The 7,777-nt window shown below is 73.0% G+C and carries 6 protein-coding genes; 4 read left to right on the forward strand and 2 right to left on the reverse strand.

Going from position 1 to position 7,777, the window contains the following annotated elements; genetic code table 11:
- The first annotated feature begins 49 nt into the window (after nt 1-49).
- Both ABZY44_RS22170 and ABZY44_RS22175 read left to right on the forward strand, forming a co-directional pair.
- A complete protein-coding gene (locus ABZY44_RS22170; RefSeq protein ID WP_356656383.1) occupies nt 50-3,610 on the forward strand; it encodes a bifunctional glycosyltransferase family 2 protein/CDP-glycerol:glycerophosphate glycerophosphotransferase in 3,561 nt (1,186 codons plus the stop codon).
- Nucleotides 3,611-3,755: 145 nt separating this feature from the next.
- Nucleotides 3,756-4,238, forward strand: coding sequence for a VOC family protein (locus ABZY44_RS22175; protein WP_356656385.1), 483 nt, complete (start codon nt 3,756-3,758; stop codon nt 4,236-4,238).
- 25 nt (nt 4,239-4,263) lie between these two features.
- Here ABZY44_RS22175 and ABZY44_RS22180 read toward each other — a convergent pair whose 3' ends face one another.
- The gene (locus ABZY44_RS22180; RefSeq protein ID WP_356656387.1) at nt 4,264-5,004 is read right to left on the reverse strand and encodes a Sir2 family NAD-dependent protein deacetylase; all 741 of its coding nucleotides are present in this window, start codon (nt 5,002-5,004) and stop codon (nt 4,264-4,266) included.
- A gap of 150 nt (nt 5,005-5,154) precedes the next feature.
- On the opposite strand from ABZY44_RS22180, the gene ABZY44_RS22185 reads away from it, so the two are divergent.
- Together ABZY44_RS22185 and ABZY44_RS22190 are read left to right on the forward strand one after the other, a co-directional pair.
- Nucleotides 5,155-6,033, forward strand: coding sequence for an ATP-grasp domain-containing protein (locus ABZY44_RS22185; RefSeq protein ID WP_356656389.1), 879 nt, complete (start codon nt 5,155-5,157; stop codon nt 6,031-6,033).
- A 75-nt stretch (nt 6,034-6,108) separates the two neighbouring features.
- Nucleotides 6,109-6,981, forward strand: coding sequence for a GNAT family N-acetyltransferase (locus tag ABZY44_RS22190; RefSeq protein ID WP_356656391.1), 873 nt, complete (start codon nt 6,109-6,111; stop codon nt 6,979-6,981).
- A 102-nt stretch (nt 6,982-7,083) separates the two neighbouring features.
- Here ABZY44_RS22190 and ABZY44_RS22195 read toward each other — a convergent pair whose 3' ends face one another.
- On the reverse strand, nt 7,084-7,527 hold the full coding sequence (locus ABZY44_RS22195; protein ID WP_356656393.1) for a subtilase-type protease inhibitor: 444 nt from the start codon (nt 7,525-7,527) through the stop codon (nt 7,084-7,086).
- Nucleotides 7,528-7,777: the final 250 nt, after the last annotated feature.

Raw genomic sequence — 7,777 nt, forward strand, 5'->3', positions numbered from 1 at the left:
GTAATCAGCTGATCATCAACAGGTAAAGACGCTGGAGAACTCGCCGCCCATGCCCCCGCGCCTCAGTATTGTCGTCCCCGTCTACAACGTCGAGCTCTATCTCGACGAGTGCCTGGAGTCCATCGCAGCGCAGACATTCGACGACTTCGAAGTCGTGCTCGTCGACGACGGATCCACTGATGACAGTGCGGCCATGGCGCAGGCGTTCGCGGACCGTGACGCGCGCTTCCGCGTGGTCCTCCAGGAGAACGCCGGACTCGGCGCCGCCCGCAACGTCGGAGCCCGCCACATCACCCCGGGCACGGAGTACCTGGCCTTCGTCGACAGCGACGACACCATGCCGGACTACGCCTACCAGCGGCTGATCGACGCCCTCGACGAGACCGGCTCCGACTTCGCCGCGGGCAACGTCAAGCGCTTCCGCTCCGTCGGCATGTCGCAGTCCTGGGGCCACCGCGCCGCCTTCGCGACCACCAAGCTGAAGACCCACATCTCCAAGTTCCCGGCGCTGGTCACCGACCGCACCGCGTGGAACAAGGTCTACCGGCGCAGCTTCTGGGACGAGCACGGATTCCAGTACCCGGAGGGCATCCTCTACGAGGACGCCCCCGTCAGCATCCCCGCGCACTACTTCGCCAAGAGCGTCGACATCCTCGCCGAATGCGTCTACCACTGGCGCGTCCGCGAGACCGGCGAACGCTCCATCACCCAGCGCTCCACCGACCCGGTGTCGGTCATCGACCGGGTGGCCTCCGTGCGCCTGGTGCGCGAGGCGCTCCAGGCCAAGCAGGGTGCCCCGTACACCCGCTACCTGCGCGAATACGACCGCAACGTGCTGAGCGAGGAACTCCCGCTCATCTACAAGTACGTACCGGAGGCCGGCGCCGACTTCCGGGCCGCCTTCTCCAAGGAGGTCGGCGCACTCGTCCGGGAGATCGGCACCGGGCCGTGGCCCGACCTCACGGTGGCCGACCGGCTCAAGGCGTACCTCGCCGGCGAGGGCCGGATCGAGGAGTTCATCGGCCTCCTCCAGCACCAGAAGGACTTCACGTACAGCGTGCCGGTCAAGGGGCTGGCCCGCCCGCAGGCCGACTACCCCTTCCTCAAGGCACCCGTCCCGAGCAAGGTCCTCACCCTCGGCCCGCGCGAGCGCCGCGTCGTCAGCCGCCTGGAGCAGGCCCAGTGGACCGACGGCAAGCTCCTGCTGCGCGGTTACGCGCTGCCCGGCCACCTCGGCGCCGAGAGCCGCCTCGGTTCGCGCAAGGCGCTGATCTTCCGCGAGAGCGGCAAGCGCCGCCGGACCGTCGTCGGGACCCGTACGGTCGCCTCCCCGATGGCCACCGTGAACTCCCCGCACCTGGCCCTGCGCCACGCCGACTGGGCCGGCTTCACCGCCGTCGTCGACCCCACCGCCTTCCAGACGGGCGGCAAGTGGAGCGACGGCGTGTGGACCACCTCCGTGGCCGTCACCGGCGCCGGCGGCCTGCACCGCTCCCGGCTCCGCGGCGGCGAGCACGACAGCGGCCAGAACCCGCCCGCGCACTGGGTCGCCCCCGACGTCCGGGTCGTCCCGAACACCGTCGGCGCCCTCACCATCCAGATCGAGATCGTCCGCGCACGCGCCCTGGACGTCCGCGCGTCCGGTGACGACGCCGTCGAGGTGACGGGCGAACTCGCCGCCGAGGTCGGCAGCGGTACCCTGCGCGCGGAGCACGTCTCCACCGGGGCCGTGCTCACCTTCCCGCTGGAGACGGCCGCCGCCGTCGCGGGCGGCCGGATCCCGTTCACCGCGCACGTCCCGCTGGCCGCACTGGCCGCCGTCCCGGACGCCCCCGGCCAGCCCGGCGAGTGGACCCCCGAGCCGTGGAGCCTGTCCGTGCTCGGCGCCGACGGGGCCGAGCACCGGCTGGCCCACGACGAGCGCGCCGGTTTCGCCGGCCTCGTCGTGCCCCTGCCCGGCGACGAGCGCGACCGCTTCCTCTTCGCCAAGCGCGGCAACACCGGACACCTCACCCTCTCCGTGCAGTCCTCGCCGCCGCTGGTGGACACGATCGAGGCCAAGGACGGCACACTGACCCTCCGGGGCCGGTACGTCGCACCCGAGGACGAGCCCTGCGAGCTGGTCCTGCACGACTCGCACGGCGTGGAGTTCAGCTACCCCGTCACCCGCGACGGCGACCTCTTCGAAGCCACCTTCGAGCCGGTGCTCCCGGAGGCCTACGCGGGGCACACCCCGCTCCCGCAGGGCCGCTGGTGGCCCACGATGCGCCCGGTCTCCCGCGGCGGGGTCACCGCGGGCCTGCTCGGCGTCGACCGCGGCGCCCCCGTGCAGTTCGCACCCACCGCCCTGCACGCGGGACCCCAGGCCGTCACGGCGCTGGGCCGTCGCATACGGGTCGAGGCACGGCTCTACGACCGCCTGGTGCTGGTCGCCGACCCGCTGATCAGCCCGCACGACCGCTCGCGCTACGCGCAGCGCGTCGCCCGCGACGTGACCTACCCGGCGCAGAGCGCCCTGCCGCTCAAGGACGTCGTCGTCTACGACTCCTTCCAGGGCAACGGCGCCGGCGACTCGCCCCGCGCCATCCACGAGGAGCTCCTGCGGCGCGGCGAGAAGCTCGAGCACGTCTGGCTCGTGCGCGACGGCCGCGCGGAGGTACCCCCGACCGCCCGCGCGGTCCAGTACGACAGCCTGGAGTCCTGGGACCTGCTCGCGCGAGCCCGGTACTACGTGGTCAACGACAGCGTGCCGCTCGCCTTCCGGCGCCGTCCCGGCCAGACCGTCGTGCAGACGTGGCACGGTACGCCGCTGAAGCAGATCGGCCACGACTTCATGCACGACTACTACACCAGCCCCGAGGTGCTGGAGGCGCTGGAGCACGACAGCGCCCAGTGGTCGCTGCTCGCCTCCCCGGGCTCGTACGCGACGCCGGTCCTCAAGCGGGCCCTCGGCTACGACGGCGAGGTCGTCGAATCCGGCAGTGCGCGCACGGACGCGCTGCTGAAGCCCGACGCGGAGCGGGTCGCGGAGATCCGCCGCCGGCTCGACCTGCCGGAAGGCAAGAAGGTCGTCCTGTACATGCCCACGTGGCGGGAGAACCGCCTCGGCTGGTCGCTCGCCGCCGGCTACCGGCTCGACCTGCAGATCGACATCGACGCGGCCCGGCGCGAGCTCGGCGAGGACCACGTCCTGCTCGTCCGCGGTCACCACAAGGTCAACGAGCAGGTCCGTGACGGAGTCCGCGACGGTTTCGTCAGGGACGTGTCGCGCTGGGCCGACCCGACCGACCTGCTGCTCGTCGCCGACGTACTGATCTCGGACTACTCCTCCGCGATCTTCGACTACGCGCACACCGACAAGCCGATCCTGCTCTTCACCTACGACCTGGAGCACTACCGGGACACGCTGCGCGGCTTCACCTTCGACTTCGAGAAGAAGGCCCCCGGCCCGCTGCTGCGGGACTCGGCGAGCCTGATCGAAGCCGTGCGCGACGCGGACGCGGTGGGTGAGCGGTACGCACGGGCCCGCGCGGAGTTCCGGGCGGAGTTCTGCGACCTGGACGACGGCCGCGCCGCGGAGCGGATCGTCGACCGCATGCTCGGCAGGTAGTCCCCAGGAGTGCGATCCGGACCGGAAACGGCCCGGAACGGACCGGCCCCGGCCCCACCGATGAGTTTCGGGGCCGGGGCCGGTCTGTATGTGCGGGACGATTCCGCTACCGGTCCGTTCCCCTACGCGCACTCCGGAGGCAGTCATGAGCAACAACGGTTTCACCACGTGCCTGTGGTTCGACGGCAACGCCGAAGCCGCCGCCGACTACTACCTGTCCGTCTTCAAGGACGGCAAGCTCGGCCGCGTCGGCCGCTACACCGAGGCGGGGCCGGGCCCGGCGGGTGAGGTCCTGGTCGTCGAGTTCGAGATCAACGGTCAGAAGTTCGTCGGCCTCAACGGCGGCCCCGCGTTCCACTTCAGCGAGGCGATCTCCTTCCAGATCCACTGCGCCGACGACGCGGAGGCGGACTACTACTACGACACGCTGTCGGGCGACGGCGGCGAGGAATCCGCCTGCGGGTGGGTCAAGGACAAGTTCGGCGTGTCCTGGCAGGTCATCCCGGCCGGGGCCATCGACCTGATCGCCGACCCCGACCCGCAGCGGGCCGCGCGCGCGACCGCCGCCATGATGAAGATGAAGAAGCTCGACGTGGCCGAGATGCGGCGGGCGGCGGACGCGGCGTAGCGGCTTCCCGGGGTTCGGGGCCGGCTCAGGCGCCGGTCCGCGTGCCGGCGATCCGCCGGAGCAGCGTCGGCAGGGCGGTGCCGATCGGCTCGCGGATCACCTCGTCGGCGAGGGAGTCGTACGGGGTCTCCTGCGCGTTCACGATGATCAGACGGGCCCCCGCCTCCGCGGCCATCCCGGCCAGCGAGGCCGCGGGCTGCACTTGGAGCGTCGACCCGACGGCGACGAAGACCTGGCACCCCTTGGCCACGGCGACGGCCGCCGCCAGCACCTCGGGGTCCAGCCGCTCACCGAACATCACGGTCGCCGCTTTGAGGATCCCGCCGCACGCGAGGCAGGCGGGGTCCGGCTCCCCGGCGGCGACCCGGGCCAGTGCCGCGTCCATCGCCGACCGGGCGTGACAGGCCGTGCACACCACCGCCCGCGCCGTGCCGTGCAGTTCGAAGACCTTGCGGGAGGGCATCCCGGCGAGCTGGTGCAGCCCGTCCACGTTCTGTGTGATCACCCGTACCGGGGTGCCGCCGCGTTCCAGCTCGGCCACGGCCAGGTGCGCGGCATTCGGTCGCGGGCCGAGCGCGCCGATCTCCGCCCGCATCAGCCAGGACCGCCGACGGACCTCCGGATCGGCCATGTAGTACGCGTACGTCACGAGCTTCTCGGCGTCGGGCTCGCGCCGCCACAGCCCCTGGGGCCCCCGATAGTCCGGAATGCCGGAATCGGTGGACATTCCGGCCCCACTGAACACTGCTACGAGCGGCTTTCCCATACGGCGACCTTAGGGAGCGGCGTCCACCGGCGCGATCCCATTTAATCCGCGCCGCGGACCGTCCGCGCACGGCGGGCGAGCGCCGGCGCCCGCGGGACGCGCGCCGAAAAGCGCGGGACGTCCCCGCGCGGAGCTCCGTAGGGTGACGGCATGCCGACCACCGTCCTGTACTGCGCCGATCCGCTGGACGAGCGCCGTGTCGACGCCCATTTCGCGGGGGAGGCCCGCGCACTGCGCGCCCACGGGGCCGCCGTCGCGCTCGTCGACCACGGCGCGCTGCTCGCCGGGGACGCGGACCGGGCGGTGGCCCGGGTGCCTGCCGGGGCGGGGGCCCTCTGGTACCGCGGCTGGATGGTCCCGGCCGAGCGGTACGCGGACCTCGACGCCGCCCTGCGCGAGCGCGGCGGCGCACTGCGCGTGAGCCCGCAGGCCTACCGCCGCGCCCACGAACTCCCCGGCTGGTACGGGCCCTTCGCCGAGCTGACCCCGGCCAGCGGCTGGCTGCCCGTAGCCCCCGGCAGGGCCCCGGACTCGGCCCGCCTCGCGGAACTGGCCGGGGCCCTGCCGTCCAGGTCCGGCATCGTCAAGGACTACGTCAAGTCCCGCAAACACCAGTGGGCCGAGGCCTGCCATCTCCCCGACCTCACCGACCGGGCCGCCGTCCAGCGGGTGGTGAGCCGCTTCGTGGAGCTCCAGGGCGACGACCTCGCGGGCGGGGTGGTCCTGCGCGCCTTCGAGCACTTCACCGCCGCCGCGGACACGGCCGCCGAGGTACGGGTCTGGTGGCGCGACGGCGAGCCCCGGCTGCTGACCGCCCACCCCGACAGCCCGTACGAGGCGGTCGCGACGCCGGATCTCGTCGCCGTGCGCGCCGCAGTCGGGGCGCTGGACTGTCCCTTCGTCACCACCGACCTCGCGCTACGGGCGGACGGGGTCTGGCGGGTGGTCGAAGTGGGCGACGGGCAGGTGAGCGACCTGCACAGGGGGGCCGACCTCAGCTCGTTCGCCGGCCTCCTGACGGCTTCCTGACAACTGGCGGGCGGCCGTCCGACGGCTGAACAGGCCCGGCTGCGCCGCCCCTTCGCATCTGGTACAACACCGGACATGACGGGATTCGAGATCAACGGCGCGAGCGCCGCCGACATGGCGATGATCCGGGACTGGGCCGACGAGGAGGGCTGGAACCCGGGGGACTCCGACCGGTTCGCGTTCTCCGTCGCCGACCCCGGCGGCTTCCTCGTCGGCCGGCTCGGCGGGGAGCCCGTCGCGTGCATCTCGGCGGTGCGGTACGGGGCGGCCTTCGGCTTCATCGGCTTCTACATCGCCCGCCCCGAGGTGCGCGGCCGGGGCTACGGGATCCAGCTGTGGAAGGCCGGCATGGAACGGCTCGACGGGCGGCTCGTGGGGCTGGACGGAGTGATCGAGCAGCAGGACAACTACCGCACGTCCGGCTTCCGTCCGGCCTGGAACAACGTCCGCCACGAAGGGGTCCCGCGCGCCTGCGCCGATCCGTCGGAGGGGGCCGTGTCCGGTGCGGGGACACGGCTGGAGATCGTGGACGCGGGTACCCTGCCCTTCGCGCAACTCGCCGCCTACGACCGGAAGTTCTTCCCGGCGCCCCGTGACGCCTTCCTGGCCGCCTGGGTCGGGCTGCCGGGCCGGACCGGCCTCGCCGCCGTCCGGGACGGCCGGATCGAGGGTTTCGGCGTGATCCGGCCGTGCAGCGGCGCCTCGCGGATCGGGCCGCTCTACGCGGCCTCTCCCGGGGTGGCCGAGGTCCTGCTGCTCCGGCTCGCCGAGCACGCCCCGGACGGGGTGGTCGCCGTGGACGTACCCGACGCCCACCCCCGCGCCACGGCCCTGGCGGCGCGTCTGGGCCTGACCCCCGCCTTCGAGGCCGCCCGGATGTACACCGGCCGGCAGCCGGACGTCGATCTGACCGGCCTCTACGGCGTGACGAGCCTCGAACTCGGCTGACGGGGCGGGGCTGCCGGGGCCGGGCCGCCGGTCGGCGAGGCCCGTCGGCGCGGCGCCGCCGGTCGGCGCGGCCCGTGTGCCCGGGCCGGTCGGGGTGGCCGGTCAGAAGCCGAACAGCACGCCGGTGCTGTTCCGCAGCCCGCACGCGTTGGCATAGGTGTAGGAGTAGCTCAGGCGCCGGCCCTGCCACACCCCGTCGGCCGTGACCGTCACGGGCGACCACTCGCGGGTGCACGCCGCGTCCGGGCGGGGTCGGGCCAGGGCGTCCAGTTCGGGGCCGTTGGCCCGTAACTCGGTACAGGCGGCGGCGGTGGCCGGGTGCGTACCGCCGGCCCGGGGCGCGCAGACCAGGGTGACCGCGCGCAGCACCGTACCGCTCGTGGCGTCGACGCCGTCCGTGACGCTCAGGACGAGCGCGGAGGGGGCGTAGAGCGAATCGGTGCCGGACGGCGCGGCTCCGGCCGCGCCGGAGCCGGCCAGGGCGGTGAGGGCGGCGAGCCCCATGGCCGCGGACGAAAGCCCCAGACTCCTGGTGATGGACCGCATGTCGAACACTCCTCGCGTCGTCGTGCCGGATAACGGACGGGAGTCTTGCCCATGCGGAAGCGGAACGCCCGTTCGCACCCCTACTTCTCGTCACCCAGTGCGCACGCATGACCGCAGACCGCAGTGGTGGCCGGGTGGCTGACCTGTGGGGGAGCGGTCGGGGTATTCGGCCGAACACGTTCGGTAGCGCCGCCGGTTCGGGCCCGCGGGTCGGTCCGCCGCGGGGGCCGGGCCTGGCCCCCGCGGCGGC

The organism is Streptomyces sp. NPDC006544, assembly GCF_040611715.1.
Lineage (GTDB): Bacteria > Actinomycetota > Actinomycetes > Streptomycetales > Streptomycetaceae > Streptomyces.

Bases quoted from the DNA above. Each gene is read 5' to 3' on its own strand.
- ABZY44_RS22180 (WP_356656387.1), bottom strand. From the start codon at position 5,004: ATGGGAAAGCCGCTCGTAGCAGTGTTCAGTGGGGCCGGAATGTCCACC.
- ABZY44_RS22195 (WP_356656393.1), bottom strand. From the start codon at position 7,527: ATGCGGTCCATCACCAGGAGTCTGGGGCTTTCGTCCGCGGCCATGGGG.
- ABZY44_RS22190 (WP_356656391.1), top strand. From the start codon at position 6,109: ATGACGGGATTCGAGATCAACGGCGCGAGCGCCGCCGACATGGCGATG.
- ABZY44_RS22175 (WP_356656385.1), top strand. From the start codon at position 3,756: ATGAGCAACAACGGTTTCACCACGTGCCTGTGGTTCGACGGCAACGCC.
- ABZY44_RS22170 (WP_356656383.1), top strand. From the start codon at position 50: ATGCCCCCGCGCCTCAGTATTGTCGTCCCCGTCTACAACGTCGAGCTC.
- ABZY44_RS22185 (WP_356656389.1), top strand. From the start codon at position 5,155: ATGCCGACCACCGTCCTGTACTGCGCCGATCCGCTGGACGAGCGCCGT.